Source organism: Azospirillum formosense, assembly GCF_013340925.1.
Taxonomy (GTDB): domain Bacteria; phylum Pseudomonadota; class Alphaproteobacteria; order Azospirillales; family Azospirillaceae; genus Azospirillum; species Azospirillum formosense.
The window spans coordinates 1-910 of sequence record NZ_WHOR01000526.1; the positions used below are offsets into that span (position 1 = coordinate 1).

General features: G+C 77.0%; 2 protein-coding genes. Both read left to right on the forward strand.

Going from position 1 to position 910, the window contains the following annotated elements:
• A partial coding sequence (locus tag GBZ26_RS29595) for an ABC transporter permease subunit (RefSeq protein WP_174441829.1) occupies nucleotides 1-307 on the forward strand: 307 nt, incomplete at its 5' end.
• A partial coding sequence (locus tag GBZ26_RS29600; RefSeq protein ID WP_174441830.1) for an ATP-binding cassette domain-containing protein occupies nucleotides 304-910 on the forward strand: 607 nt, incomplete at its 3' end. The genes GBZ26_RS29595 and GBZ26_RS29600, both read left to right, overlap by 4 nt.

Sequence of the window (910 nt, forward strand, 5' to 3'; positions counted from 1 at the left end):
CGGGCTCCCCGGCGGACGCCGGTTGCGCCGCCACATCCTGCCCAACGCCGCCCTGCCGCTCGCCGCGGCGGCCTGGACCGCCTTTCCCCGCGCCTTGATGGCGGAAAGCCTCGCCAGCCTGCTCGGCCTCGGCCTGCCGGAGGGGGTGACCGGCTGGGGAACCGCCGTCGGCGCGGCGGCGCGGGCTGGCGACGTCGCGGCGCTGGCCGGGCCGGCGCTTCTGCTGGCGCTGACCCTGTGGGCGCTGCACGGGGTGGGCGACGGGATGCGGCTGGCCTTCTCCACGGTCTCGGGAGGACGGCGGTGAACAGAGCGGAGGGCGGCGCGCCGCTGCGGGTGGAGGGTCTGTCCCTGCTGACCAGCCGCGACATCCTGCTCGACCGGCTGAGCTTCGCCGTCGCGGCCGGCGAGGTGCTGTCCCTGTCGGGCGGCGCCGGGGCGGGCCAGACGCTGTTGCTGCGCGCGCTGGCCGGCCTCGCCCCGAAGGGCGTCACGGTGCTGGGCGACATCCGCATCCAAGGACGGCGCATCCTGGTCACCCAGGACGGCGCCCTGGACCCGCTTCGCACGCTCGGCGCCCAGTTCACCGACCTGCTGGCCCATCAGTCGGGGCTGGACGAGCGCACCGCCCTGCGCCGCGCCGCCGAGGCGCTGGAGCGCTTCCAGGTGCCCGCCGCCGCGCGCCGGCTGGCGCTCCACCCGCAAGAGCTGGGCGAGGCGATGCGCTGGCGGGCCGCGCTGGCGCTGGCCATGGCGGCGCAGCCGGCGCTGCTGCTCGCCGACGCCCCCGCCGCCCGGCGCCGCCCCACCCACCCCGTCCTGCCGCTTATCGGCGTCCGCTTATGCCGACCCGACGACGGGCACCGCCCACCAGCTGTGCAGATCGGTGCGCCGCGGAGTCAAGACAAAA